Genomic DNA, 24414 nt, shown 5'->3' on the forward strand with positions numbered 1-24414 from the left:
ATTAGTTACCCTGTTGCAGCACGGACATCATGCCTTTGATTTGCCCGCCCAGAACCTGCAAGTCGGACTGGTATTTCAAGCTGTTATCCGCAAATTGCGTACGTTCCCTGTCCATATCGACGGTGTTGCCGTCCATCGATGGCTGGTCAGGAATGCGGTAGAGAAGATCCATCTGCGGGACGGATTGGGTTTGTGCCGGAATATGACGGGAAGAGGTCAGCGCCAGAGCCACACCGCTGCCTTCTGCGCGCCCGCGATCCATCACTTTTTTCATTTCGCTGGCAAAATCGATATCGCGCGCCTGAAAGCCAGGCGTGTCCGCATTGGCGATATTCGCCGCCAGAATCTCCTGACGCTGGGCGCGCAAATTAAGCGCTTCTTGCTGAAATCGCAGCGCGGCGTCCAGTTTGTCGAGCATGTTCCCTCCGCATAATTAGGATTTGTCCGACAGCTTACGGCCCCTTACGCGTGCGTTATCGACGGAATAAACGCAAAATGCATCGCTATTTGTCGCCTTGATCAATTCCGCCTGCGGTTAAAATCACTGCAACCTGAACAAGGAGTAGCGTCATGAAGAGTCTGAAAATCTGGGGTGGCATCGCGGTATTGCTGGTTTCACAACTGGCAAGCGCAAGTCCGCTTGATGCGCCGCTAACCCAGTTTTTCCAACAGCGTCTGGCAGGCATAAGCGACGACGTATCAGTGACGGTGAAAACGCCTGAAGCCCAGTTGCCTGCCTGCCCGCAGCCCGACTTCGTGATGCCAAACAATGGCCGAATGTGGGGCAACGTCAGCATTCAGGCGCGCTGCGGGAACGACAAGCGCTACATTCAGGCCGTTGTCGCAGCCAGCGGAGATTACGTTGTCGCAGCCCAGGCTTTAGCCCGGGGAACGGCGCTTAACGAAAGTAACGTACAAATGAAACGCGGGCGTCTGGACCAGTTGCCGCCGCGTACGATGCTCAGTCTTGACCAGGCAAACAATGCGATAACGTTAAGAGACATCGCGCCAGGCCAGCCGATTATGCTGTCGATGGTGCGCCAGTCCTGGCGAGTGAAAGCCGGGCAGCGTGTTCAGGTGGTGGCGGCAGGTGACGGCTTTAGCGTGAATAGCGAAGGACAGGCATTAAATAACGCGGCTGTGGCGCAAAATGCCCGGGTGCGTATGTCCTCAGGGCAGATAGTGAGCGGCACGGTGGACCCGGATGGGAATATTCTTATTAATCTATAATCTTTTTAAAGATTCTGCGGCGGCTGCCGATAAATAATTAACAATGATTTTGACAGGCTCTCCGCCGTGAGCCCCCTCAATGAGGATAAAACAATGAGCATTGATCGCACGTCGCCTTTAAAACCGGTAAGCACCGTTCAGCCGCGCGAAACTACCGATACTCAGGCACAAAAAAATCGCCTGGTAAAAAGCACCACGGCTGAAAGCACTAACGTCACGTTAAGCGATGCACAAGCGAAGCTGATGCAGCCGGGCACTAGCGACATTAATATGGAACGCGTGGAAGCGCTTAAAACAGCCATCCGTAACGGTGAGCTGAAAATGGATACCGGCAAAATCGCCGATGCGCTGATCCAGGAAGCCCAAAGCTACTTACAGAGTAAATAATTGCATGAGTCGTCTGTTAGAAGTGCTGGATCAAATGACTGCGGTGCTCAATTCACTTAAAGAAGTGATGGACGCCGAGCAGCAACAACTGTCTGCAGGCCATGTAAATGGCAGCGCATTACAGCGCATTACTGAAGATAAAAGCTCGCTGCTTGCGACGCTTGATTATCTTGAACAGCAACGGCGCGAACTGCAAAACCAGGAGGCTGCTTCCAGCACGGATGTCAGCCTTCGCTGGCAGACGATTACGCAAAAAACGCAGCACTTGCGCGATATTAACCAACATAACGGCTGGCTGTTAGAAGATCAGCTAGCGCGTAATGAGCAGGCACTGGCCGTACTTAAGCCGCACCAGGAACCCGATCTTTATGGGGCCGATGGACAAGCCACGACGGTGAATCGTGGCAGTAATAAAAAAATAACGATATAACAAAAAACCGGCTCATTGGCCGGTTTTTTGTTTCTTAATCAGCGCATTCCAAAATTCTCTTAGCGAGGCAGCGCCTTGAGGATCTTCATGGTCGCCTCAACGTCAATTTCATCCTCAGAAAAAATGTGCGTGGTGCCCTGGAAGGTGGTGACCGCAAGCTTCTTAAGCTTGCGCATCTCATCGGCCTTCTTCTCCTGCTTCGGACGAATGCTGTTCATCAGCAACCCGACCGACAGCACCGCATTCTCTTTATCAATCTTCGCGTCCGCCGGCACTTCTTCGCTGTAAACCAGGAAGGATTTAATGGAGGTGATTTTAATACGCTCGCCGGCAATAAAGATGTATTTGCTTTCCGGCTCCACTTTCACCGCATAAGCCGACAGGCCTTTATTATTGGTGGTGGGTTCAAAGGTCACCGCAGCATCTTTTTTGATTAGCTCAGGATTGGCGACTTTAATCACATGGAAATAACGGTTATCGCCGTTTTCATCTTTGATAAAACCAAAACCTTTTTCTTCAAACCAGGTTGTGATTGTCCCGTTCATCGCTTTACCGCCTAATTAATCGTTCAACATGTCAAATTTTGCAGCGCGTAGTTTAAAGCACAACCCCTGCCTTCTCTACAATATTAGTAGCGTGGATGCGGATAAGCCGCATCCACCGCCTGAAAAACTTATATTGTCCTTCTGGCGAAGTCCTTAACCTTAAAGCCCAGCACCATAAGCGTTGCGAAATACGCCAGGATGCCGGCTACGACCACGGCCATCAAACGCGCTAAGCGGTATGCCATATTCCCCATGTCCCAGGCGGGCATGATGTACATCATGCCCAGCAGCACTGCGGACATCACAATCACCGCGGCGAACAAACGCCACAAGAAAGCGGCCCAGCCCGGCTGCGGCTGAAAGATATCCTGCTTGCGAAGCTGCCAGTACAGCAGGCTTGCGTTAATGCAGGCGGCCAGACCAATAGACAGCGCCAGGCCCGCATGTTTGAGCGGTCCGATAAACGCAAGGTTCATCAGTTGCGTGAGGATTAACGTGACAATCGCGATTTTGACCGGCGTTTTAATATCCTGGCGCGAGTAAAAACCCGGCGCCAGAACCTTCACCACTATTAGCCCCATCAGACCGACGGAATAGGCTACCAGCGCGCGTTGCGTCATGACGGCGTCAAAGGCGGTAAATTTGCCGTACTGGAATAAAGAGACGGTGAGCGGTTTTGCCAGGATGCCTAATGCCACCGCGCTCGGCAGCGCCAGCAGGAAGCACAGGCGTAAACCCCAGTCCATCAAACGCGAATATTCATCATGGTTGCCGCTGGCGAAACTTTTAGCGAGCGACGGCAGTAAAATCGTGCCCAGGGCCACGCCCAGCACGCCGGACGGAAACTCCATCAGACGATCGGCGTAATACATCCAGGACACCGAGCCGGAAGCAAGGAAGGAAGCAAAAATGGTATTGATGATAAGTGAAATCTGGCTGACGGATACGCCCAGGATCGCAGGCCCCATCTGCTTGATGACGCGCATTGCGCCTGCGTCTTTCAGATTGACGCGGGGCAGCACCAGCATGCCGATTTTCTTCAGATGCGGAAGCTGCCAGCCCAGTTGCAGCACGCCGCCCACGGTAACCGCCCAGGCAAGCGCAAGAATCGGCGGATTAAAGTGCGGCGCGGCAAACAGCGCAAAACCAATCATGCTGAGGTTAAGGAAAGTGGGTGCAAATGCCGGAACGGAAAAACGGTTCCAGGTGTTGAGAATCGCCCCCACCAGCGACGCCAGCGAGATAAGCAAAATATATGGGAAGGTGATGCGCAGCAGATCGGACGTCAGCGCAAATTTCTCCGCGGTGTCGGCAAATCCGGGAGCCGTAACCAGGATGACCCAGGGCGCGGCGATCATCCCGATAACGGTGACCACCGCCAGAGCAAGGGTCAGCAGTCCGGAAACGTAAGAGACAAACACGCGCGTGGCGTCTTCGCCCTGCTTACTTTTGTACTCGGCCAGAATAGGTACGAACGCCTGTGAAAATGCGCCTTCGGCAAAAATTCGACGCAGTAAGTTCGGTAGTTTGAATGCCACAAAAAAGGCATCCGTCGCCATCCCTGCCCCAAAAACCCTTGCCACAATGGCGTCGCGTGCAAATCCCAGCACGCGTGAAAACATGGTCATCGAGCTGACGGCAGCCAGCGATCTTAAAAGATTCATTTATTATGCTGTTCCACAAACATCGACGCCTGCGTTGCAGGCGTTTTCAGGGGCATCAAGATTCTGCAGCGTAGTCTACCGATACGCCGCCGAATTACTACCTTCAGTTGTTACAGGTTTATTCGCTCATCGCTTCGCGCCAGAGCTTTTCCACCACCCTTTGCGCCAGCAGCGCCTGCTCTCCGGAGGTTTCAGGAACTGTCTGATTTGCCACACTTTCAAGGAAGTGACGCGCGCAGCCTGCAAACCCGCGCTGTTCAAGCGTGCTTTGCCAGCCGGGCACCGGGCGATTAACAATCCCTGCTCCGCACTCTTCACGCCAGTCGCGCATGTCCGTTACCTCAAACAGCCCGCCGTCGGTGACGGCCTGCACCCACTCACGCTGGCTTCCCCCGCGGCGATGCATACTGGTGGTGATTTGCAGGTGTTCTTTGGCGAAATGATGTTCGGCAAACAGCATTTGCCCTTGCTCATTAGTCTGAAGGGTTCCGCTTTGCAGTTGCGCCTCGCCGCCGGCGAGCCACAGCGCGGTGTCCACTACGTGCAGATAATCATCAAGCAAGGTAAAGCGCAGATCGTTCGGCCCGACGCTATCGGCACGGTGTTTATCCATGCGCAGTGATGCGCCCGCCGTCAGTTTTGTTTTTAGCTCCTGATAGAGCGGTGAAAAGCGGCGATTGAAGCCCACCATTAAGGTGCGTTTTTTGCGTTCGGCAAGCTCTACCAGCCTTTCGGCATCCGCCAGATTTTCCGCCAGCGGTTTATCCACGCAGACGTTAACGCCCGCCTGCAACAGCTCGCTGACTACCGCGAAATGGCTACTGGTTGCGCTATGGACAAACACGGCATCACATTGAGCGGCAAGATCGGCAATAGATGAAACGTAGGGAATGCGATATGTATCGCAGATCTTCTGCGCTTTTTCCCTGGTCGGGGAAAAGGCTCCCAGCAGCGTCCAGTCACTTGCGGCGCTTAACACCGGCAGCCAGGCTTTTTGCGCAATCCCACCGAGACCGACTACGCCCACGCGAAGTTTAGCCATCGTTTAATCTCCCAGATGTGCGAGCAGTGAATCAAGGCGCTGTTTTAATTCCGCCACTTCGGTTTCAAGCTGTTCGACGCGCGCGGTCAGATCCCCGGCGGGTTCCGCCACAGCGCTTGCAGCCACGGCCTGTGCCTCCGCTTCTCCACTGAATAAATGCATATAGCGGCTTTCGCGTTTTCCCGGTTCGCGAGGAAGACGAACAACAAACGGGCCGTCTTCGCGGTTTGCCAGCGTTTCCAGGGTAGTTTCTACCTGCGCCATATCGCTAAATTCATACATTCTTCCGGCGCGGCTGCGCAGCTCGCCCGGCGTTTGCGCGCCACGCAGCAGCAGCGTGGTTACAACGGCGACTTCCGCTGGCGTGAGTTTGAGATCGCCAAATTCAGAGTTGCAAAAGCGTTGTTCGTATTTCGTCACGCGATTACCAAAGCCGCTCACCGTACGCAGAAAGTGGCGCTTGACCAGATTATCCAGCGTGTCCTGCACTTCGTGTTCTTTAAGATCCATAACCGGCTCGCGGTTGGTCTTCTGGTTGCAGGCCGCCGCCACGCCGTTAACGGACATTGGGTACTGTTCCGGTGTGGTGACCTGCTTTTCCAGCAGGCTGCCCACCACGCGCGCTTCTTGCGCAGTTAACTGATATTTCATCTCACATCCTCAACGGCCGGGGGTCCAAATTTTTGTCGTCAGCGCCGTCAGGACGTGGTCCCGCCAGACGCCATCAATGAGCAAATAATCTTTGGCATAGCCTTCTTTTTCAAAACCCAGGCGCGCCAGCAGGTCGCCGCTGCGCTTGTTATGCGGCATATAGTTCGCCATGATGCGGTGAATATGCTGGCTGCGCTGCATATAGCGAATCGCGGAGGTCAGGGCTTCAAACATCAGTCCCTGCCCCTGCCATTTTTCTCCCAGCGAATAGCCGAGATAGCAGGCGTGGAACGAGCCGCGCACGACGTTTGAGAAATTCGCCACGCCGCGGATCTCTTTTTCATCTTCATCAAGCAGGGCGAAGTACCAGGCGCTGCCGGTTTTATGCATTTCATTGATCATGCCGAGGCGGGCCTGCCAGCCTGAGGGATAGCAGTGACTGTCATCGCGGACGGGTTCCCAGGGTTTTAAAAACTGGCGGTTTTCAGAGTAATAATCTGCCAGTCGCCAGGCATCTCTGTCATAGACCAGACGCACCACCAGCCTGTCGGTTGTTAAACGCACTTTCGGCACGTTACTGCGGTAACCAAACATGTTCCCCTGCTCCTCACATCCCACAATTTTACAAGCCCAGGTTAATTACTATACCTGCGCCTGTGGGAGGAAGGAAAACAACAACATGCAGATTTCTTAACTCGTCATAATTTTTTTCGATGAAAGGGTTCAATCGAACCTGCAGAACGATAAGAAAATAATGATCGTCACCGGCATGCTGCCCATCGGCCTGACCAACAATTTGCAACGGTTGTTCACCTTAATCTGCGTGTTCTATATCGGCTCAATTATTGCTGAACCGGCACGCGAAACGCCTGGCGCGTCCCTTGCGGATTCCAGAGCGCGCGGAAGTTATAGGGAGTTCAGCCGTCTGGGACTGGCCATCGGCGGCGCGTTTGGTTACGCCTGCGGCGGCTGGCTTTTTGACGCCGGAAAAAGCCTGGATCAGCCCGAGTTGCCATGGGTGATGCTGGGCATTATCGGATTCATCACGCTACTCGCTTTGTGGTAGCAATTCAGCCCGAAACCCGCTGCGCCTTCAATACTGGAACCGGGCGCTTAGTTTGCGGGCTTAAGCGTTCTCTTCCATACTTGATTGTTAACGGATTTTGTCCGCCACCAGCAAATGGAGGAGAATGTGAAATTATATATTTACGATCACTGCCCGTTTTGCGTGAAAGCACGCATGATTTTTGGGCTGAAGAATATCCCCGTTGAACTCAACGTCCTGTTAAACGACGACGAAGCCACCCCAACGAAGATGGTTGGCCAGAAAATGGCGCCGATTCTGCAAAAAGACGATAGCCGCTATCTGCCCGAAAGCATGGATATCGTGCATTACGTCGATAAGCTTGACGGCAAACCGCTGCTGACTGGCTCAACCAATGCGGCTATCGGGGAATGGTTGCGGCAGGTCAATACTTACGTGCAGAACCTGCTGCTGCCGCGCATCGCAAAAGCGCCTTTTGATGAGTTCGCCACGCCTGAGGCACGTGCGTATTTCACCAAAAAGAAAGAAGGCATGATTGGCTCGTTTGAAGAACATCTTGCACATTCGCCGGGGCTTATTAAGAAAATCAGCGATGATTTGCGTAAGCTTGATAAGCTCATTGTTCAACCAAATGCCGTGAACGGCGAGCTGTCCGAAGACGATATTCAACTCTTCCCACTGCTGCGTAATCTGACGCTGGTTGCCGGGATTGAGTATCCAAGCCGCGTCAGGGACTACCGCGACAATATGGCGAAACAAACGCAGGTTAACTTGCTCTCCTCCATCGCCATTTAGTTTATTGCGGTATTTATAAAAACTAACGGTCAGCCCGAACAGGCTGACCGTTTTATTACTTACGGCTCACTACAGGCCTTTCTGGTCCATCAGAACCGCCAGATCGACCAGACGATTTGAGAAGGCCCATTCGTTGTCATACCAGGCGAGGATCTTCACCAGGTTGCCTCCGATGACCAGCGTGGAAAGCCCGTCGATAATGGATGAGCGCGCATCGCCCTGATAATCGCTCGACACCAGCGGCTCTTCGCTGTAGCCCAGAATGCCCTTCAGCGGCCCGGATTCCGACGCTTTACGGAAAGCAGCATTCACCTCATCCGCAGTGACCTCGCGCTTTAAGGTGACGGTCAAATCGACTATCGACACCACCGGCACCGGGACACGCAGAGAATACCCCGTCAGACGTCCCTCCAGTTCGGGAATAACTTTCCCCAGCGCTTTAGCGGCACCGCTTGAATAAGGCACGATAGACAGCGCAGCAGCGCGTGCGCCGCGCAGATCTTTTTCCGGCTGGTCATGCAACGCCTGGCTGTTGGTATAAGCGTGAGTGGTGTTCATCAAGCCATGCTCAATGCCAAAACTCTGATGTAATACCTGCGCAGCCGGCGCCAGACCGTTAGTGGTACAGCTACCGTTGCTGACAACTTTATGTAAAGCCGGATCGTACTTCTCATGATTGACGCCCATCACCACCGTGATGTCATCATTTTTACCAGGAGCCGAAAGAATCACGCGTTTCGCGCCGCCCTTAGTAATATGTACTTCTGCTTTAGCTTTATCCGTGAAGAACCCGGTGGCCTCGATGACCAGCTCAACGCCAACGCTGCTCCAGGGAATCGCGCCTGGATCTCTTTCGCTGAAGACCCGAATGGCTTTGCCATCAAGCAGCAACTGTCCTTCTGACGCTTCAACGCTTGCGGCAAGCGTCCCCTGCAGGGAGTCGTATTTCAGCAGATGTGCGAGCGTCTTGCTGTCGGTGAGGTCGTTAATAGCCACAACCTGGAAATCGTTGCGGCCCAATGCGGCGCGCAGCACGTTTCTGCCAATTCTGCCAAACCCGTTAATGCCTACTTTGACCATGACTTACTCCTTGGTTAGTTGTCTAACTTCAGAGTACGAGAAATATAATATGGCTAAAATGACAATAAAAGATCAATTTACGCCATATTGCGCGCGGCAAAACGTTCCCGATAATCGGATGGGGTGAGCTGGAGGTTACGTTCAAAGACGCGACGCAGATTAAGGCCGTTGCCAAAGCCGGTAACCACCGCTATTTGCTCAAGCTTGTCGGCACTTTGCTCAAGGTGCTGGCGGGCGGCGTTAAGGCGAACCTCTTCGACATATCTGGCCGGGCTGATGCCGGTTTCGCGAGTGAAAACGCGTGTGAAATTACGCGGGCTCATTGCCACACGCTCGGCCAACGCCTCGACCGACAGATCGCAGGACAGATTTTCAAGGATCCAGCATTGCAGATCGCGAATCGGGCCGGGCGTACTGGCCTGAGTAAGCAAAAAACGACTGAACTGCGACTGTCCGCCGGGCCTGCGCAGAAACATCACCAAATCCTGCGCCACTTCGCGGGCCACGGTAAATCCGAGGTCGTCTTCCACCAGCGCCAGCGTGAGATCAAAACCTGAACTGACGCCCGCCGAGGTCCAGATGTCGCCATCCTGAATGTAGATAGGTCCTTTCTCAACGTTGACCAGAGGAAACGCTTCCTGCAGTTCTTCAAGCAACCGCCAATGGCTGGTGGCGCGACGCCCGTCAAGCAAGCCCGCTTTAGCCAGCAACCAAGCGCCGCCGCAGACAGAGACAATACGACGAATATTTGGAGCCGCCCGGCGCATCCACTCCACCACAGCCTCTCTTTCTTCCTCGTTGTTTCCCCTGCCGGTGATCATAACCGTATCGCGCGGCAGGCTGGGATCCAACTCTTCCAGCCGGTAGTCTGCCAGCAGGTTCAAACCCGACCGACCGTGTACAACGCGATGCCGTTGAGTCGTAGCAATTGTCACCTGATAGAGTGGAATAAGGGAGTCCTTCTTACGCAGGCGGTTTGCCTGCGTAAGAATATCGGCGATGCCCGTAGGCTCGAATAGCATGCCCCCGTCAGGGACAATAATCAGAAATGTGTGCATGTCCTCAAAATACAAAAAAGACAAAATAAGTCAAGAAAAGCAGATCTGCGGCTTCCGACCTTTCATCTTTTTCCTGTAGCACGGCTTGCGCTGGTGCGTCATGCTGCTTTGTGTCAGGATTTGCCCCCAAAGCAGGATGTTGAGGAACGTCATGAAGAAAATTATTTTTGCAGCCGTGCTGGTACTTAGCGGCTTAGTCGTAGGCTGCAATCAACTCACGCAGTACACCGTCAGCGAGCAGGAAATTAACCAGGCGCTGGCTAAACGTAACAATTTTTCCAAAAATATTGGCCTGCCGGGCGTTGCCGACGCGCATATTGTGCTGACCAATCTCGCCTCGGAAATTGGCCGGGAAGAGCCGAATAAAGTGACGCTCACAGGCGATGCGAAGCTCGACATGACCTCCCTCTTCGGCAACCAGAAAGCAAATATCAAACTTAAGCTAAAAGCCCAGCCCGCCTTTAACAAAGAAGAAGGCGCAATCTATCTGCAAGAGATGGAAGTGGTGGATGCGACCATAGAGCCGGAAAAAATGCAGACTATTTTGCAGACCATTATTCCTTATCTGAACCAGTCGCTGCGCAGCTACTTCAACCAGCAGCCTGCTTATGTATTAAGCGAGGATAAAAGTTCCGGCGAATCGATGGCGAAGAAATACGCCAAGGGTATCGAAGTGAAGCCTGGCGAAATTATTATCCCTTTCATCAATTAATTTGTGCCTCTCAGGGCAGATTTCCTCTGCCCTGAGCATTCTTCTGGCAAAAGCCGCAACAAAGTCGTGCAAACGAAAACGTTTACGCCTATCCTTAGTGCCCGGCATAAAACCAGCCCAAAGTTGACTGATTTTCCCTTCTAGCCGGAGCACGTTCATGACCGTATTACCTCAGGTATTAAAAATTCGCCGCCCAGACGACTGGCACGTTCATCTTCGTGATGGAGAGATGCTGAAAACTGTGGTGCCTTTGACGTCTGAAACCTACGGTCGCGCGATTGTCATGCCTAATCTGGTGCCACCGATTACTACCGTGGATGCCGCTGTCGCTTACCGTCAGCGTATTCTGGATGCCGTGCCGCAGGGCCATAAATTTGAACCGCTGATGACCTGCTACTTAACGGATTCACTGGACCCGAACGAAGTCGAGCGTGGCTTCAACGAAGGCGTGTTTACCGCCGCCAAACTTTACCCGGCTAACGCCACCACCAACTCCAGCCATGGCGTAACCAGCACTGCGGCGATTATGCCCGTTCTGGAAAGAATGCAGAAAATCGGCATGCCTTTGCTGATTCACGGTGAAGTGACGCAGGCTGAGATTGATATTTTCGACCGTGAAGCGCTTTTCATCGAAACCGTTATGGAGCCGCTGCGCCAACAGTTGCCTGGGCTGAAGGTGGTATTCGAACACATCACCACTAAAGATGCGGCGCAGTACGTGCAGGAAGGTAATTCTTTGTTGGGCGCGACCATTACCCCCCAGCATCTGATGTTCAACCGCAACCATATGCTGGTTGGCGGCGTGCGTCCTCATCTGTACTGTCTGCCAATCCTGAAACGTAGCATTCACCAGGAAGCCTTACGTGCGCTTGTCGCGAGCGGCTGTGACCGGGTATTCCTGGGTACGGATTCCGCGCCTCACGCCCGGCATCGTAAAGAAGCAAGCTGCGGATGCGCAGGCTGCTTCAACGCCCCTTCTGCGCTTGGCGCGTATGCTACCGTGTTTGAAGAGCTCAATGCCTTTGAGCATTTCGAAGCCTTCGCTTCGCTTAACGGCCCGCGTTTCTACGGCCTGCCGGTGAACGAAGAAACTATCGAACTGGTGCGCGAGCCGGTACTGATCCCTGAAACTATCGCCGCCAGCGATGACTGCATTGTGCCGTTCCTTGCGGGCGAACAGGTCGCCTGGTCTGTAAAAGCATAATTTTTTTACACCCCCTGTTGCAGGATGCAAGTTAAGACTGTATAAATAAACAGTATATTGTACAGGGGGTTGTTATGCGTATCGAAGTGACTATTGCTAAAACCACGCAGTTACCGCCGGGAGCCGTCGACGCTCTGGCTCAGGAATTAACTCGCCGCATTACCCAGCATTTCCCGGAAACCAACAATCATGTCCAGGTGCGTTATGCCGCGGGCAACAATCTTACGGTGTTGGGGGGTGCTAAAGAAGATAAAGACCGCATCAGCGAAATCCTGCAGGAAACGTGGGAGAGCGCTGACGACTGGTTTTCCGCAGATTAAATAAAAATTATCCCTCGTAGTTCTTTTTTGCCGGGTGTCGCCATCCGGTTTTTTTCATTTCCCGCCCGTTTTGTCGATTAATTTTCAGGCAATGTTCTGATTGCTATTGCGATTCATCAAAAATATTCGATTCACCTGCGGCTTTATTGTTCAGTTGGCCTCATTAATATAAAAAAATTGTTGCAGGGTATTTATTTCTTCCGCGAAATCCCTTATTCATTGATATACTTAACTGGCTTCACATTTAACAAGCATTAAACCTCGCCAGCCGTTGTCTTAAACACACGCATATAAGGGGTTATGATGGAAAAAAATAGTGATGTAATCCAGACCCATCCCCTTGTCGGATGGGACATCAGTACCGTAGACAGCTACGATGCGCTGATGCTGCGCCTGCACTACCTGACATCTAATAAGCACAAGCAAGATGAAACTGAGATAGGTCAGACGCTATGGCTGACTACGGACGTTGCCCGGCAATTTATTTCTATTTTAGAGGCCGGGATCGCAAAAATTGAATCCAGTGAATACCAGGTAAACGATCACCGTAAGCATTGATTGTCAATGCAACAGTTAAGAATCCAAGGCACCCTCGAGGTGCCTTTTTTTATTTTTTACGTCACGTTTAATTGCCTGCCATTTGAGAATTAATTACCCTGCTAGTGGTATTTCCAGAAATTGAGAAAAGCGACATGCATTACGATCTTATCATTGTGGGCAGTGGATCCGTCGGGGCTGCGGCAGGCTGTTATGCCACCCACTCCGGCCTGAAGGTTTTAATGATCGATAGCGCCCATCCTCCGCACCAACAGGGCAGCCACCATGGCGACACCCGACTGATGCGTCACGCCTATGGAGAAGGCGAGAAATATGTTCCTCTGGTGCTGCGCGCGCAGAAACTGTGGGACGCGCTTGAGCAGATAAGCGGCGAAAAACTCTTTCACCGCACAGGGGTGATTAATCTTGGCCCTGAAAATTCGACGTTTATCTCTACCGTACAAAGCAGCGCGGAAAAATTCTCCTTAACGCTTGAGACGTTAGATGCCGGCGCGGTGATGGAACGCTGGCCGAATATTACCGTACCCGACGGTTACGTAGGTTTATTCGAGCCGAACTCCGGCGTGTTGCGCAGCGAGCTCGCCGTGGCCACCTACATTCGCCTGGCTAATCAGGGCGGCTGCGCCCAGCTTTTTAACTGCGCGGTGACAGACATTCGCCATACGGATGAAGGCGTCATCGTTGAAACTGCTGAAGGTGAATATACCGCCAGCAAGCTTCTGGTGAGCGCGGGGACCTGGGTGACGAAACTGCTGCCGACATTACCGGTTACGCCGGTACGCAAGATCTTCGCATGGCATCAGGCGGACGGTCGTTACAGCGAGGAAAACCATTTCCCTGCGTTTACCGGAGAAATGCCGGACGGCAGCCAGTATTACGGTTTCCCGGCCCAGGACAACGAGCTGAAAATCGGCAAGCACAACGGCGGCCAGGTTATTAGCGAGCCGGAACAGCGTAAACCTTTCGGTTCTGTAGCAAGCGACGGCAGCGAAGCCTTTGGCTTCCTGCGCAAATTCCTGCCGGGCGTGGGCGTCTGCCTGCACGGAGCAGCCTGCACTTACGATAACTCTCCGGATGAAGATTTTATCATCGACACTTTGCCCGGCCATGATAATACGCTGGTCATCACCGGCCTTAGCGGGCACGGCTTTAAATTTGCCTCCGTACTGGGTGAAATCGCCTGTCAGTTCGCCCTGGACAAAAGGCCTGATTTCGATCTTTCTCCTTTTTCCCTTTCTCGTTTTGGCTAACGTTTACAGGACTCCCTTTACCCGGTGAGTCCTGTTTTTGACTGGACTATTTATGCGCCGTCTTATTCACTTCTTAATCAATAACGTTCGTGAACATTTAATGCTGTACCTTATTTTGTGGTCGTTACTGGCGCTTATCGATATTGCATATCTTTATTTTTACTGAGCTTATTCATCGTCGGAATATTGACAATAATTGACAGTTAACTGAACTAAATATAGTTTTCATGCAAATAATTAGACTGACATAATGTATCACGCAGCAAAGAAAAGCCCCTTCGCATAACAACAAAACCAGGTCTTACGCTTTTTCATTCTCTCACCATGAATATACATCCTGCTTTTTAAGCAGTTTTTTTGATGAAGATTTTTATTATCTCCGCCATCCTTTATTTCTGTTGCAATAACGTTAACCAACGGTTTATGTTCTGATTTATCGATCTTTATATCAGGCGCATAATTATGCAATGGCGTAATTCCCCCGAACGTTATGGACATCTGTCAGTGCTTATTCACTGGCTTGTCGCACTCACCGTTTACGGTATGTTTGGCCTCGGCCTGTGGATGGTTACCCTCGGGTATTACGACGGCTGGTATCACAAGGCGCCGGAGTTACACAAAAGCATCGGCATGCTCGTTCTGCTGGTGATGGTTATTCGCGTGCTTTGGCGTTTTATCTCCCCGCCGCCGCCTCCGCTCGCAAGCTATACCCGCCTGACGCGCATCAGCGCGGTAGCCGCGCACATGCTGCTTTACGTGCTGCTTTTCGCCATTTTGTTTAGCGGCTATCTGATCTCTACGGCGGACGGAAAGCCCATCAGCGTGTTTGGCCTGTTCGACGTGCCTGCAACCATCAGCGATTTTGGCGCCCAGGCGGACCTCGCAGGAACGCTGCATCTTTGGCTGGCCTGGGGCGTGGTCATCCTCTCAGTTCTTCACGGTCTGGCCGCGCTAAAACACCACTTTATTGATAAAGACGTCACCCTCAAGCGGATGCTGGGGAAACCTTCTCGTTAACTATGGAGCGAATGATGATGAAAAAAAGCCTGCTGGGACTGGCCTTAGGCGCCCTGGTATTCACCACCGGGTCAGCGGTTGCCGCCGACTATAAAATTGACAAGCAAGGCCAGCACGCCTTCGTCAATTTCCGTATCCAGCACCTTGGCTATAGCTGGTTGTACGGGACTTTCCGCGATTTCGACGGTACTTTTACCTTCGATGAGAAAAACCCTGCCGCGGACAAAGTCAACGTCACCATCAATACCACAAGCGTTGACACCAACCACGCCGAGCGTGATAAGCACTTGCGCAGCGCTGAATTCCTCAACGTCACCAAATTCCCGCAGGCAACCTTTGTTTCGACCGCCGTGAAGAAGGACGGAGAAGAGCTTGATATCACAGGTAATCTGACGCTTAACGGCGTGACGAAGCCAGTTACCCTCGAAGCGAAACTGATTGGTCAGGGGGACGATCCGTGGGGCGGCGTGCGCGCAGGGTTTGAAGCGGAAGGCAAAATTCGTCTGAAAGACTTCAATATCACCACCGACCTGGGCCCTGCATCTCAGGAAGTGGATCTGATTATTTCTGTGGAAGGCGTTCGTCAGTAAGCGCAATAACTATCTCCCCTTGCGGGGAGATAGTTTTATCATTCCGGGTCAGGAATACCCAGCGTGGTATTGAGTGCGCCACGGGATTTATTGAAGATTTTATTGCCGTTTTCACGCCCGGCACGACGCCGGCGCTGCTCTTCAGGCGAAAGCGCCAGCTCCTCCTTGCATACTTCGCTGCAACAGCCGTGGAATATCTCAGCACAGCTCGGGCACTGAATAAACAGCAGATGACAGCCGTCGTTTTTGCAATTGGTGTGGCTGTCGCATACGGCGCCGCACTGATGACAATGCGCAATCACGTCATCCGAAATTCGCTCGCCCATTCGCTCGTCAAAGACAAAGTTTTTGCCCACGAAGCGCACAGGAATGCCCTGCTCACGAGCACGACGCGCATATTCGATGATCCCGCCTTCAATGTGATAAACATTTTTGAAGCCGTTATGACGCATCCAGGCGCTGGCTTTTTCACAGCGAATGCCGCCGGTGCAATACATAACGATTTTTTTGTCTTTATCGTCCCGCAGCATATCAACGGCTTTCGGAAGCTGTTCGCGGAAGGTATCCGCCGGGATTTCCATCGCGTTCTGGAAATGCCCCACTTCGTATTCGTAGTGGTTACGCATGTCGATAAACACGGCGTCAGGGTCGTCCAGCATACTGTTAACTTCGGCAGCCTTAAGGTAATCGCCCACATCGCTGGCATCAAAAGTTGGATCGTCAATACCATCCGCCACAATGCGATCGCGCACCTTCATACGCAACACCCAAAACGACTTGCCGTCATCATCCAGCGCCACGTTAAGACGCAGGTTATTCAGCGCGGGGTGGAAGGCATACAGCATTTCGCGGAACGCCTCCACGCGGCTTTGCGGCACGCTGATTTGGGCATTGATCCCTTCGCGGGCCAGATAAACACGGCCAAACACATCCAGCGAGACAAACGCTTTGTAAAGCTCATCGCGGGTGGTCTGTGGCTCATCAATGGTGAAATATTTATAGAATGAGAGGGTGGTACGCGGCTCGGTTTCGGCCAGCATGCGTTCACGCAGTTCCTCATTCGATATGCGGTTATGTAACACTGGCATGGTGTTCGCTCGTCTATCGCAGAGATGAAAAAAGTGGCCAGCATCATAAAGCAAATAACGTTAATTTACATCCCTGCGTTTTGCGCTACATTTTCCTCACCCATTGGCTTAAAGAACAACATTTGGTGAATTATCAGGCATTCTGCCGCCGTTAATTTTGGCTGGACATTAAAAAATGTCACAATAGCCCAATCAAGAAGATCCGGCATTTGCCGTCACAATAGGTTTTACATGACGAACTTACCGCAATTCTCGCGCGCATTACTTCATCCCCGCTATTGGGGAACCTGGTTTGGAATTGGATTGCTCTATTTAATTACCCTGCTTCCTTACCCTGTTATTTATCGGCTTGGGCGCGGTCTTGGTCATTTAGCCATGCGGTTTATGAAACGCCGCGCCAGAATTACTCGTCGCAATCTTGAGCTGGCTTTTCCGCAAAAGAGCCCTGAAGAACGCGAACAGATTCTGGCTAAAAACTTTGAATCCGTGGGCCTCGGTCTGATGGAAACCGGCATTGCCTGGTTCTGGCCAACCTGGCGTATTCAACGCTGGTGCGACGTCAGCGGTGTGGATCAGATTCATGCGGTGCAGGAAGCAAAGCGCGGCGTGTTGCTCATCGGCATCCATTTCCTGACGCTTGAACTGGGCGCCCGCATGTTCGGCATGAACACGCCCGGCATAGGCGTTTACCGTCCCAATGACAACGCCCTGCTCGACTGGCTGCAAACCTGGGGCCGCATGCGCTCGAATAAGAGCATGATCGATCGTAAAGACCTTAAAGGGATGATCCGTGCTCTGAAGCAGGGTGAAATTATCTGGTATGCCCCGGATCATGACTACGGCCCACGCGGCAGCGTTTTTGTTCCCTTCTTTGGCGTAGATGAAGCCGCTACGACTTCCGGAACTTACACGCTTGCGCGCATGTCCGGTGCGGCCATTGTTCCAATGGTGCCCCGCCGTAAGCCTGATGGTCAGGGGTATGAATTGATTATTCTGCCCGCCGAATTCTCCCCCCCGCTCCAAACGCCTGAAGGTACGGCGCTGTGGATGAACAAGATCATTGAACGGTGCATTTTAATGGCGCCAGAACAGTACATGTGGCTGCATCGTCGTTTTAAAACACGGCCTGAAGGCGTCCCTTCCCGCTATAAATAAAGCGCTCGGGTTTTCTCCTTCGTAGCGGGGAGAAAGCCCTGTCATTTGATTAAAAAAGCTTTCCGGTTTGCCTCTTTCCCTTTATCAGGCGCATACTTAGCAGGGTAATATTTTCTCTTTCTGGCCTTTACCTGCGCCAGTTTTCCCTGATTATCTGGAGCGTTATGACTCCCCCTGAGAGCACTATTAACTGGAAACGCAATCTCACCGTCGCCTGGCTGGGATGTTTTCTGACAGGCGCAGCCTTTAGTCTTGTGATGCCATTTCTGCCGCTGTATGTCGAAGCCCTCGGCGTAACCGGCCATAGCGCTTTGAATATGTGGTCCGGCCTGGTGTTTAGCATCACCTTCCTGTTTTCCGCTATCGCTTCGCCTTTCTGGGGCGGGCTTGCCGACCGCAAAGGGCGTAAAATTATGCTGCTGCGTTCAGCCCTGGGAATGGCTATCGTGATGGTGCTGATGGGATTTGCGCAAAATATCTGGCAGTTTCTCGCGTTGCGCGCGCTGCTGGGACTATTAGGCGGTTTTGTTCCCAACGCTAACGCGCTGATTGCAACCCAGGTGCCGCGTAATAAAAGCGGATGGGCGTTGGGTACGCTTTCAACCGGCGGCGTAAGCGGCGCATTGCTGGGCCCGCTTATCGGCGGCCTGCTGGCGGACACCTACGGCCTGCGCCCGGTATTTTTCATTACCGCAGCGGTGCTCTTTACCTGCTTCATTCTGACATTTTTCTATATCCGCGAAGCCTTCACGCCGGTCACTAAAAAAGACATGCTTCATGCGCGCCAGGTGCTCACCTCGTTGAAAAACCCTCGCCTGGTGCTGAGTCTTTTTGTGACCACGATGATTATCCAGGTCGCCACCGGCTCCATCGCCCCTATTCTGACGCTCTACGTACGAGACCTTGCCGGAAACGTCAGTAACCTGGCGTTTATCAGCGGGATGATTGCCTCGGTGCCGGGCGTGGCGGCGCTTATCAGCGCGCCGCGGCTGGGTAAACTTGGCGACCGTATCGGGCCGGAAAAAATCCTTATCTGCGCGCTGGCGGTTTCCGTCATGCTCCTCATCCCCATGTCTATGGTGCAAAATCCCTGGCAGCTTGGCATCCTGCGCTTTTTACTGGGTGCGGCAGACGGGGCGCTGTTGCCTGCGGTGCAAACGCTGCTGGTCTATAACTCCAGCAATCAGATAGCCGGACGAATCTTTAGCTATAACCAGTCCTTCCGGGATATCGGCAACGTCACAGGCCCGTTAATCGGCGCGGCGATTTCGGCCAGCTACGGCTTCAGAACCGTATTTATCGTTACGGCAAGCGTCGTTTTATTTAACGCCTTCTACTCCTGGATTAGCCTGCGCAGCCCGCCTGAAAGGATCCGTATTCCGGGCGAATAAGCGATAAATTTTTTCGTCTGGTAAATTCTCATACTTGCAACTTTGCGAACAGCGTCAACAATTAACATGAAATTGCTACGGAGCACCGCTCCCTGACCTCTGCCATAAGGAGATTTTCATGAGCATGTACGCAACGCTTGAAGAAGCCATTGATGCCGCACGAGAATTATTCCTCGCCGACCATCCCGAAGTGGATGAAGAGTCTGCCAACGTGCAGCAACTCAATATCCAGAAATATATCCTGCAGGACGGCGATATCATGTGGCAGGCGGAATTCTTTGCTGACGACAGCGAAGAAGGTGAATGTTTACCTATGCTGAGCGGGGAGGCTGCGCAAAGCGTTTTTGACGGCGAGTATGAAGATATCGAGCTTCGTCAGGAGTGGCTTGAGGAAAACACGCTGCACGAATGGGATGAAGGAGAATTTCAGCTTGAGCCGCCGCTGGATACCGAAGAAGGACAAGCCGCAGCCGATGAATGGGATGAACGGTAATCGTTATTCGTATGGTCCGTGGCTGGCATCAATAGGCAGCAACAGAGTGTCGAAGACCAGCGAAAACGGCAAATCCAGCACCGTGATATAACGCCACGCGCTATCACGCACGTCCCACTGCACGCCGGGGTAATACTGATTTCCATGTCCCTGCCCCGGCACCGCACGGCTAATGATACTTCCACAGCCGCTTAGCGCGCAGGCCACCAAAATAACCACCAATGCTTTTAACACTGCCTTCTCCTGTCTTAGAGGCAAAAAAATGCCGACCATCCGGTCGGCAGATTTCGTACGCTCCTGTCGGGTGGCGGTTCGCGCCTTAACCGACCTACAAATCCGGATGGTTTTTGTAGGGTGGATAAGCGTTACGTGCCATCCACCAAAGCCGTTTTTATATCAATCGCCTTTTACTTAACCGGCAACGCGGCCGGATTTAGCGTCAGCGTTTTGTAATTATCCACCCACGAAGAATAACGCTGCGGGTTAGACCAGACGCGGTAATGCAGACGAGACAGGGTCACCGGGTCGCTAAGCAGAACCAGGCGGCGGTCGCGATTGAGTTTATCCGGCGTTTCGTTAAGCGCCTGCTCAACGTGACGATCGCGGGCAATCTCAAGCACCTGACTTGCACGGTGACGCGCCGTTGCCATCGCGGTAGCCAGCGCGTTAAACGACGGATTAAACACCGCGTGCATAAACCCATCTTCCAGCGTACGGCTGCGATTGAGCTTCAGGTAATTGTCGGTATCCACCAGCACCTGCGGAGGAGAATACTCTTCCGGGATCAGGAACAGTTTCCAGCGCTTAGTGCGCAGGCCCACCGTGGCGCGGCTGGAAATCACCGAGACAAACGGAGACAGGATCAGCGAGAACACGATTGGCGCAAGCCAGAACAGGAAGCGCAGATCCAGCCACGCCATTCCCACGGCCCAAACCAGCCCCAGCAATAGCTGAGAACCGTGACGCATAAACGCCTCCCCCCACGGAGTGGAGTCGTCATCGCGCTGCGGCGAGTTCCAGACCACTTCCCAGCCCAGGAACGCGCTGACCACAAACACCGTGTGGAACAGCATACGCACCGGCGCCAACAGTACTGAGAACAGCACTTCGAGCAGCAGAGAAAGCGTAACGCGCAGGAAACCGCCGTACTCTTTCGAGCCTTTGCACCAGATGAGAATGATGCTCAGCAGCTTAGGCAGGAACAGCAGCACCATGGTTGATGCAAACAGCGCAATCGCCAGCTCAGGACGCCACTGCGGCCACACCGGAAATAGCTGGCGCGGTTGCAGGAAGTACTGCGGTTCAGTCAACGCATGCACGACCTGCAAGGCAGTCGACAACGCAAGGAACATAAACCACAGCGGCGCAGACAGATAAGACATTACGCCAGTCAGGAACACCGCGCGGTGAACCGGGTGCATGCCTTTAACCAGGAACAGACGGAAGTTCATCAGGTTACCGTGACACCAGCGGCGGTCGCGCTTGAGTTCATCGAGCAGGTTTGGCGGCAGCTCTTCATAAGAGCCCGGCAGATCGTAGGCAATCCACACGCCCCAGCCCGCACGGCGCATCAGCGCGGCTTCCACAAAGTCGTGAGACAGAATGGAACCCGCGAATGACCCTTCGCCCGGCAGCGGCGCTAACGCGCAATGCTCGATAAAGGGTTTCACGCGGATAATGGCGTTATGTCCCCAGTAATGGGATTCGCCCAACTGCCAGAAGTGCAGACCTGCCGTAAACAGCGGCCCGTAAACGCGAGTCGCAAACTGCTGGCAACGCGCATACAGCGTGTCCATACCGGACGCTTTCGGGGAAGACTGAATGATCCCGGCGTTCGGGTTCGCTTCCATCAGGCGCACCAGGTTGGTCAGACAGTCGCCGCTCATCACCGAGTCCGCATCCAGCACCACCATGTAGCTGTACTGATTGCCCCAGCGACGGCAGAAGTCATCGATGTTGCCGCTCTTGCGTTTAACGCGACGACGACGACGGCGATAGAAGATCTGCCCTTCGCCCTGCACTTCGTTAATCAGCTCCATCCACGCTTTCTGCTCGGCAACGCAGATATCCGGGTTGTAGCTGTCGCTCAGGATGTAAACGTCGAAATGCTGTTGCTGGCCGGTGGCTTTCACCGACTCCCAGGTTGCGCGCAGGCCGGCGAATACGCGATCCACGTCCTCGTTACAGATAGGCATAATCAATGCGGTGCGATGCTCCGGATTGATGGGCTCATCCCCAACCGTCGAGGCGGAAATGCTGTACTTATCTTTGCCCATCAGAAGCTGCAGGAAGCCCATCAGCGCGGTCCAGAAACCGGCGGAAACCCAGCAGAACAGAATGGCGAACAGGATCAGAATGCCGCTTTGCAGCACGTACGGCAGCAGTTGCATAAAGGACACCCACAAATCCTGGCCGACCATGTCAGCAGGATTGATAAGCGCCCAGCCCTGGTAAGGCAGAATGGTTTTCATATACCAGGTCGCCACCACCGTCTGAGCAAGCGTGAGAATCAGCAGGATGTAACGGCGGATGGTCCCGACGGTACGCCACTTCTGCTCGGCTTCAGCTTCTTCTTTCGACAGATAGCGCGGATTGACTTCACGCCCGCGCAGCCGGTCCCAGAAGCGGCCAATTGGGTTGGTGCGCCACGGGTCCGGGAACATGGAAGAACGAGTCGCCTTCGGCATCGCCTGAAGCTGAGTACGTCCTTCTTCATCTTCGATTAGCTGACTGCCGCCCAGCGAACCCGGCCAGCTCGCTTTAAGGCGAGCTTTTACGGACGCTAAAGGCGAGTCGTCGGCGCGCTCGTAGTGCTGCCCCGGCTCATCAAGCGCTTCGTGCACCCTTTGCAGACTGTTGGTCGGAAGAGCCGCCTTCTCGGCGGCTGTAAGGGGAAGCGCCTCAATATAGTCAGGCGCGGTATCGGTAGAGTTATTCATTGGCAGGTAACTGGTAGCTCCAGGTTTCACTCAGTGTCTGATCGCCATTGACCAGGGCCGCACGCATTTCAGTCGGCTTCTTGTCGTCTTTGACTTTCACACGCATTGTCAAACGCCAACCTTTGGTGACCGGGTTATAACGCACCTGGTTGTCAACGATTTCGCCGTTATCGCCAATGCTGGTCTGCGCGGTTACCGGCGTATCCCCCGGCAGTTTTTTCATAGCCGCGCCGGTGTAATCCACTACAAAGGCGATGGTGCCGTCTGGCTGACGAATAAGGTTCGACTGTTTCACATCACCCGTTGAACGACGAGTCTGGGCAACATACGCGCTATCCGGCGCATGCATTTTGTCTTCGTCGCGGCTGAAGGTAATGGTGTATTTAAAGTTCATCTCTTTGCCAGGCTCCGGAAGCTGATCCGGGGTCCAGTAGGCAACGATGTTGTCGTTAGTTTCGTCGTTGGTTGGGATTTCTACCAGCTCAACGCGGCCTTTGCCCCAGTCACCCTGCGGTGCAATCCACGCGCTCGGACGCTGGTCGTAACGATCGTCGAGATCTTCAAAGCGAGAGAATTCGCGCCCGCGTTGCAGCAAACCAAAACCTAAAGGTTTTTCAGTTGCAAAAGAGCTAACCGCCAGATGTTTCGGGTTATTCAACGGGCGCCAAATCCATTCACCGTTGCCGGCATGGATAGAAAGGCCGTTGGAATCATGCAGTTCAGGACGGAAATTGGTAGACGGAGACGGCTGGTTCGGCCCAAAGAGGAACATGCTGGTTAACGGTGCCACACCCAGTTTGCCCACTTTATCGCGCAGATAAACTTTAGACTGCACGTTTACCACGGTGTCGCGGCCAGGAGTAATCACAAAGCGATAGGCGCCCGTTGCACGAGGGGAATCCAGCAAAGCGTACAGCGTCAGCGTTTTCTCATTAGGCTTTGGCCGTTCAATCCAGTACTCGCGAAAACGCGGGAATTCTTCGCCGGAAGGCAAAGCGGTATCGATAGCCAGGCCACGCGCGGACAGGCCATAAACCTGACCTGAACCAATCACACGGAAATAACTCGCCCCGAGCATGCTGACAATTTCGTCGTTCTTATCTTTGCTATTGATCGGATAGAGCACTTTGAACCCGGCAAAACCGAGGTCTTTGACGGTGTCTTTATCGTGTTTAACGTCACCGAAATTAAAGTAGTCCGGGCTGTACTTGATTTTGTGGACAGCGTTTGCGGTCACTTCGTTAATGGCGACCGGCGTGTCGAAGTACATGCCCTGGTGATAGAATTCGAGCTTAAATGGGGTCTTTAACTTGCTCCAGTAGGCTTTATCGTGGTTGAACTGGATCTGCTGATAGTCCGCATATTTCATGTCGCGAAATTGCGAAGGCAGATTGCTTTTCGGTGCTTCGTAGCTTTTGCCCGCTAATGTTTTCGCCTGTTTTGCGACATCATCGATAGTGAAGGCCCAAACCGTAGTGGTATAAAGGGACAACATCACTGCAACGCCCAGCCCACACATTTTCATCATTTTTGGTTTATGTTTCATATTAACCAGCACATCCCCCTTTGTGTGCTTAAATCAATCCAATCCATTTTAATGGAAACTCCTGCTTTCCGACAACCAAATACCCGCATTGTTCAGCACGCTGGCTCAGGCTTTAAGCAAAAAAAGACAACTGCTTACGCTTTAAGACGTTACCCTGAAGACAGAATGTCACGGTTAGTGTAGGGTTGCCACGGAAAGTCATCCAAATTAGCCGTAGAGCCTGA

Annotated in this window: 27 protein-coding genes and 1 pseudogene; 16 read left to right on the top strand and 12 right to left on the bottom strand. The window is 53.0% G+C overall.

Going from position 1 to position 24414, the window contains the following annotated elements:
* Window position 1: 1 nt before the first annotated feature.
* Window positions 2–418, bottom strand: a complete 417-nt coding sequence (gene flgB / locus MUA00_RS20885) for a flagellar basal body rod protein FlgB (RefSeq protein WP_271124889.1) — start codon at window positions 416–418, stop codon at window positions 2–4.
* A 152-nt stretch (window positions 419–570) separates the two neighbouring features.
* Here flgB and flgA point away from each other — a divergent pair, with 152 nt between their 5' ends.
* The 3 genes from flgA to flgN all read left to right on the top strand — a co-directional run bounded on the left by flgA (window position 571) and on the right by flgN (window position 2047).
* Window positions 571–1230: a flagellar basal body P-ring formation chaperone FlgA gene (flgA, locus tag MUA00_RS20890; RefSeq protein ID WP_271124890.1), complete on the top strand. Its 660-nt coding sequence runs from the start codon at window positions 571–573 to the stop codon at window positions 1228–1230.
* Between the two features lie 93 nt (window positions 1231–1323).
* On the top strand, window positions 1324–1617 hold the full coding sequence (gene flgM, locus MUA00_RS20895) for a flagellar biosynthesis anti-sigma factor FlgM (protein WP_271124891.1): 294 nt from the start codon (window positions 1324–1326) through the stop codon (window positions 1615–1617).
* A gap of 4 nt (window positions 1618–1621) precedes the next feature.
* Complete coding sequence (gene flgN, locus MUA00_RS20900) at window positions 1622–2047, top strand: flagella biosynthesis chaperone FlgN (protein ID WP_271124892.1); 426 nt, start codon at window positions 1622–1624, stop codon at window positions 2045–2047.
* A 59-nt stretch (window positions 2048–2106) separates the two neighbouring features.
* On the opposite strand, the gene MUA00_RS20905 is transcribed toward flgN, so the two are convergent.
* The 5 genes from MUA00_RS20905 to rimJ all read right to left on the bottom strand — a co-directional run bounded on the left by MUA00_RS20905 (window position 2107) and on the right by rimJ (window position 6543).
* Entirely contained in the window at window positions 2107–2592 is a 486-nt protein-coding gene (locus tag MUA00_RS20905; RefSeq protein ID WP_271124893.1) for a cold-shock protein, read from the bottom strand.
* 128 nt (window positions 2593–2720) lie between these two features.
* Complete coding sequence (gene murJ / locus MUA00_RS20910; protein WP_271124894.1) at window positions 2721–4256, bottom strand: murein biosynthesis integral membrane protein MurJ; 1536 nt, start codon at window positions 4254–4256, stop codon at window positions 2721–2723.
* Window positions 4257–4374: 118 nt separating this feature from the next.
* Window positions 4375–5298: a Gfo/Idh/MocA family protein gene (locus tag MUA00_RS20915; protein ID WP_271124895.1), complete on the bottom strand. Its 924-nt coding sequence runs from the start codon at window positions 5296–5298 to the stop codon at window positions 4375–4377.
* 3 nt (window positions 5299–5301) lie between these two features.
* Entirely contained in the window at window positions 5302–5949 is a 648-nt protein-coding gene (locus MUA00_RS20920; protein ID WP_271124896.1) for a YceH family protein, read from the bottom strand.
* 9 nt (window positions 5950–5958) lie between these two features.
* Complete coding sequence (rimJ, locus tag MUA00_RS20925; protein WP_271124897.1) at window positions 5959–6543, bottom strand: ribosomal protein S5-alanine N-acetyltransferase; 585 nt, start codon at window positions 6541–6543, stop codon at window positions 5959–5961.
* A 157-nt stretch (window positions 6544–6700) separates the two neighbouring features.
* On the opposite strand from rimJ, the pseudogene MUA00_RS20930 reads away from it, so the two are divergent.
* Window positions 6701–7015 (top strand): annotated as a pseudogene (locus MUA00_RS20930) (multidrug efflux MFS transporter MdtH); the annotation flags it as partial.
* 126 nt (window positions 7016–7141) lie between these two features.
* Window positions 7142–7789, top strand: coding sequence for a glutaredoxin 2 (gene grxB / locus MUA00_RS20935; protein WP_271124898.1), 648 nt, complete (start codon window positions 7142–7144; stop codon window positions 7787–7789).
* A gap of 69 nt (window positions 7790–7858) precedes the next feature.
* Here the strand turns inward: grxB and gap are convergent, their stop codons facing one another.
* Window positions 7859–8869 (bottom strand): type I glyceraldehyde-3-phosphate dehydrogenase, encoded by a 1011-nt coding sequence (gene gap, locus MUA00_RS20940; RefSeq protein ID WP_271124899.1) that lies wholly within the window; start codon window positions 8867–8869, stop codon window positions 7859–7861.
* A 77-nt stretch (window positions 8870–8946) separates the two neighbouring features.
* A complete protein-coding gene (locus tag MUA00_RS20945) occupies window positions 8947–9927 on the bottom strand; it encodes a GlxA family transcriptional regulator (RefSeq protein ID WP_271124900.1) in 981 nt (326 codons plus the stop codon).
* Window positions 9928–10078: 151 nt separating this feature from the next.
* Between MUA00_RS20945 and MUA00_RS20950 the strand changes: the two genes are divergently transcribed.
* From MUA00_RS20950 to MUA00_RS20985, 8 genes are all read left to right on the top strand, one after another.
* Window positions 10079–10639: a lipoprotein gene (locus MUA00_RS20950; protein WP_271124901.1), complete on the top strand. Its 561-nt coding sequence runs from the start codon at window positions 10079–10081 to the stop codon at window positions 10637–10639.
* A gap of 157 nt (window positions 10640–10796) precedes the next feature.
* A complete protein-coding gene (gene pyrC / locus MUA00_RS20955; RefSeq protein WP_271124902.1) occupies window positions 10797–11843 on the top strand; it encodes a dihydroorotase in 1047 nt (348 codons plus the stop codon).
* A gap of 74 nt (window positions 11844–11917) precedes the next feature.
* Window positions 11918–12163: a DNA damage-inducible protein I gene (gene dinI / locus MUA00_RS20960; RefSeq protein WP_271124903.1), complete on the top strand. Its 246-nt coding sequence runs from the start codon at window positions 11918–11920 to the stop codon at window positions 12161–12163.
* A gap of 303 nt (window positions 12164–12466) precedes the next feature.
* Complete coding sequence (gene bssS, locus MUA00_RS20965; RefSeq protein WP_167608116.1) at window positions 12467–12721, top strand: biofilm formation regulator BssS; 255 nt, start codon at window positions 12467–12469, stop codon at window positions 12719–12721.
* 134 nt (window positions 12722–12855) lie between these two features.
* Window positions 12856–13971, top strand: a complete 1116-nt coding sequence (gene solA / locus MUA00_RS20970) for an N-methyl-L-tryptophan oxidase (RefSeq protein ID WP_271124904.1) — start codon at window positions 12856–12858, stop codon at window positions 13969–13971.
* Between the two features lie 52 nt (window positions 13972–14023).
* Complete coding sequence (locus tag MUA00_RS20975) at window positions 14024–14137, top strand: YceO family protein (RefSeq protein WP_271124905.1); 114 nt, start codon at window positions 14024–14026, stop codon at window positions 14135–14137.
* Between the two features lie 296 nt (window positions 14138–14433).
* Window positions 14434–14988 carry a cytochrome b gene (locus MUA00_RS20980; protein WP_271124906.1) on the top strand — a complete coding sequence of 185 codons (555 nt, stop codon included), beginning with the start codon at window positions 14434–14436 and terminating at the stop codon, window positions 14986–14988.
* Window positions 14989–15005: 17 nt separating this feature from the next.
* Window positions 15006–15578, top strand: a complete 573-nt coding sequence (locus MUA00_RS20985; protein WP_271125033.1) for a YceI family protein — start codon at window positions 15006–15008, stop codon at window positions 15576–15578.
* Between the two features lie 38 nt (window positions 15579–15616).
* Here MUA00_RS20985 and trhO read toward each other — a convergent pair whose 3' ends face one another.
* The gene (trhO, locus tag MUA00_RS20990; RefSeq protein WP_271124907.1) at window positions 15617–16666 is read right to left on the bottom strand and encodes an oxygen-dependent tRNA uridine(34) hydroxylase TrhO; all 1050 of its coding nucleotides are present in this window, start codon (window positions 16664–16666) and stop codon (window positions 15617–15619) included.
* A gap of 231 nt (window positions 16667–16897) precedes the next feature.
* Here trhO and MUA00_RS20995 point away from each other — a divergent pair, with 231 nt between their 5' ends.
* The 3 genes from MUA00_RS20995 (at window position 16898) to MUA00_RS21005 (ending at window position 19705) form a co-directional block, all read left to right on the top strand.
* Entirely contained in the window at window positions 16898–17821 is a 924-nt protein-coding gene (locus MUA00_RS20995) for a Kdo(2)-lipid IV(A) acyltransferase (RefSeq protein WP_271124908.1), read from the top strand.
* 164 nt (window positions 17822–17985) lie between these two features.
* Window positions 17986–19212: a multidrug efflux MFS transporter MdtG gene (mdtG, locus tag MUA00_RS21000; protein WP_271124909.1), complete on the top strand. Its 1227-nt coding sequence runs from the start codon at window positions 17986–17988 to the stop codon at window positions 19210–19212.
* A gap of 118 nt (window positions 19213–19330) precedes the next feature.
* A complete protein-coding gene (locus MUA00_RS21005) occupies window positions 19331–19705 on the top strand; it encodes a MysB family protein (protein WP_271124910.1) in 375 nt (124 codons plus the stop codon).
* Between the two features lie 3 nt (window positions 19706–19708).
* On the opposite strand, the gene MUA00_RS21010 is transcribed toward MUA00_RS21005, so the two are convergent.
* The 3 genes from MUA00_RS21010 to mdoG all read right to left on the bottom strand — a co-directional run bounded on the left by MUA00_RS21010 (window position 19709) and on the right by mdoG (window position 24172).
* Window positions 19709–19927 (bottom strand): YceK/YidQ family lipoprotein, encoded by a 219-nt coding sequence (locus MUA00_RS21010; RefSeq protein WP_408639739.1) that lies wholly within the window; start codon window positions 19925–19927, stop codon window positions 19709–19711.
* 185 nt (window positions 19928–20112) lie between these two features.
* Window positions 20113–22644, bottom strand: a complete 2532-nt coding sequence (mdoH, locus tag MUA00_RS21015; protein WP_271124912.1) for a glucans biosynthesis glucosyltransferase MdoH — start codon at window positions 22642–22644, stop codon at window positions 20113–20115.
* A complete protein-coding gene (gene mdoG / locus MUA00_RS21020; RefSeq protein ID WP_271125034.1) occupies window positions 22637–24172 on the bottom strand; it encodes a glucans biosynthesis protein MdoG in 1536 nt (511 codons plus the stop codon). Before mdoG ends, mdoH begins: the two co-directional genes overlap by 8 nt.
* Window positions 24173–24414: the final 242 nt, after the last annotated feature.

The sequence above is a fragment of the Dryocola boscaweniae genome, assembly GCF_025215095.1.
GTDB lineage: Bacteria > Pseudomonadota > Gammaproteobacteria > Enterobacterales > Enterobacteriaceae > Dryocola > Dryocola boscaweniae.

Excerpts from the sequence above, each read along its gene's own strand:
- flgB (WP_271124889.1), bottom strand. The coding sequence starts at position 418 with ATGCTCGACAAACTGGACGCCGCGCTGCGATTTCAGCAAGAAGCGCTT.
- flgA (WP_271124890.1), top strand. The coding sequence starts at position 571 with ATGAAGAGTCTGAAAATCTGGGGTGGCATCGCGGTATTGCTGGTTTCA.
- flgM (WP_271124891.1), top strand. The coding sequence starts at position 1,324 with ATGAGCATTGATCGCACGTCGCCTTTAAAACCGGTAAGCACCGTTCAG.
- flgN (WP_271124892.1), top strand. The coding sequence starts at position 1,622 with ATGAGTCGTCTGTTAGAAGTGCTGGATCAAATGACTGCGGTGCTCAAT.
- MUA00_RS20905 (WP_271124893.1), bottom strand. The coding sequence starts at position 2,592 with ATGAACGGGACAATCACAACCTGGTTTGAAGAAAAAGGTTTTGGTTTT.
- murJ (WP_271124894.1), bottom strand. The coding sequence starts at position 4,256 with ATGAATCTTTTAAGATCGCTGGCTGCCGTCAGCTCGATGACCATGTTT.
- MUA00_RS20915 (WP_271124895.1), bottom strand. The coding sequence starts at position 5,298 with ATGGCTAAACTTCGCGTGGGCGTAGTCGGTCTCGGTGGGATTGCGCAA.
- MUA00_RS20920 (WP_271124896.1), bottom strand. The coding sequence starts at position 5,949 with ATGAAATATCAGTTAACTGCGCAAGAAGCGCGCGTGGTGGGCAGCCTG.
- rimJ (WP_271124897.1), bottom strand. The coding sequence starts at position 6,543 with ATGTTTGGTTACCGCAGTAACGTGCCGAAAGTGCGTTTAACAACCGAC.
- gap (WP_271124899.1), bottom strand. The coding sequence starts at position 8,869 with ATGGTCAAAGTAGGCATTAACGGGTTTGGCAGAATTGGCAGAAACGTG.
- MUA00_RS20945 (WP_271124900.1), bottom strand. The coding sequence starts at position 9,927 with ATGCACACATTTCTGATTATTGTCCCTGACGGGGGCATGCTATTCGAG.
- MUA00_RS20950 (WP_271124901.1), top strand. The coding sequence starts at position 10,079 with ATGAAGAAAATTATTTTTGCAGCCGTGCTGGTACTTAGCGGCTTAGTC.
- pyrC (WP_271124902.1), top strand. The coding sequence starts at position 10,797 with ATGACCGTATTACCTCAGGTATTAAAAATTCGCCGCCCAGACGACTGG.
- dinI (WP_271124903.1), top strand. The coding sequence starts at position 11,918 with ATGCGTATCGAAGTGACTATTGCTAAAACCACGCAGTTACCGCCGGGA.
- bssS (WP_167608116.1), top strand. The coding sequence starts at position 12,467 with ATGGAAAAAAATAGTGATGTAATCCAGACCCATCCCCTTGTCGGATGG.
- solA (WP_271124904.1), top strand. The coding sequence starts at position 12,856 with ATGCATTACGATCTTATCATTGTGGGCAGTGGATCCGTCGGGGCTGCG.
- MUA00_RS20975 (WP_271124905.1), top strand. The coding sequence starts at position 14,024 with ATGCGCCGTCTTATTCACTTCTTAATCAATAACGTTCGTGAACATTTA.
- MUA00_RS20980 (WP_271124906.1), top strand. The coding sequence starts at position 14,434 with ATGCAATGGCGTAATTCCCCCGAACGTTATGGACATCTGTCAGTGCTT.
- MUA00_RS20985 (WP_271125033.1), top strand. The coding sequence starts at position 15,006 with ATGAAAAAAAGCCTGCTGGGACTGGCCTTAGGCGCCCTGGTATTCACC.
- trhO (WP_271124907.1), bottom strand. The coding sequence starts at position 16,666 with ATGCCAGTGTTACATAACCGCATATCGAATGAGGAACTGCGTGAACGC.
- MUA00_RS20995 (WP_271124908.1), top strand. The coding sequence starts at position 16,898 with ATGACGAACTTACCGCAATTCTCGCGCGCATTACTTCATCCCCGCTAT.
- mdtG (WP_271124909.1), top strand. The coding sequence starts at position 17,986 with ATGACTCCCCCTGAGAGCACTATTAACTGGAAACGCAATCTCACCGTC.
- MUA00_RS21005 (WP_271124910.1), top strand. The coding sequence starts at position 19,331 with ATGAGCATGTACGCAACGCTTGAAGAAGCCATTGATGCCGCACGAGAA.
- mdoH (WP_271124912.1), bottom strand. The coding sequence starts at position 22,644 with ATGAATAACTCTACCGATACCGCGCCTGACTATATTGAGGCGCTTCCC.
- mdoG (WP_271125034.1), bottom strand. The coding sequence starts at position 24,172 with ATGATGAAAATGTGTGGGCTGGGCGTTGCAGTGATGTTGTCCCTTTAT.